At 63.4% G+C, this 547-nt stretch carries 1 pseudogene; it reads left to right on the plus strand.

Annotated features, from left to right (window positions below):
* Positions 1-126 precede the first annotated feature (126 nt).
* Positions 127-547 (plus strand): annotated as a pseudogene (locus RN629_RS18305) (transposase); the annotation flags it as partial.

Raw genomic sequence — 547 nt, forward strand, 5'->3', positions numbered from 1 at the left:
CATGAGGCGAGAGTTCTGATTCAAGGTTGGTGAAGGAGCCAGGCCTTGAGCAGACGGACGCTGACGGACGAGCAATGGGAGCGGATCGCGGGTTATCTCCCAGGCCGGGAGGGGACACGAGGGCGCAAGGGCCAGACCACCGTGGTCGCTGCCGCCATCCGGCAGATCTTCCTCCAGCCGGATCATGCCGCCGCCACCCAGAGCTGGCGTCACGTCGCCGACCAACTGCGTGCCCGCTGGCCGAAACTCGGTGCCTGCATGGACAATGCCGAGCATGACGTGCTCGCCTACATGACCTTCCCAGAGCAACACCGGACCAAGCTGCACTCCACCAACCCGTTGGAACGACTAAACAAGGAGGTGAAGCGCCGCGCCGACGTGGTCGGCATCTTCCCCAACGAGGACAGCATCACGCGCCTCATCGGCGCCGTGCTGCTCGAACAGAACGACGAGTACCAGCTCCAGAGCCGCTACATGCAGATCGAGGGAATGGCCGCTCTCGCCACACCACAGATCGAGGAGGTGACGCCGCTACAGATTACACCCA

Source organism: Facivitalis istanbulensis (assembly GCF_040560405.1).
GTDB classification, from domain to species: domain Bacteria; phylum Pseudomonadota; class Alphaproteobacteria; order Sphingomonadales; family Sphingomonadaceae; genus Sphingomonas; species Sphingomonas istanbulensis.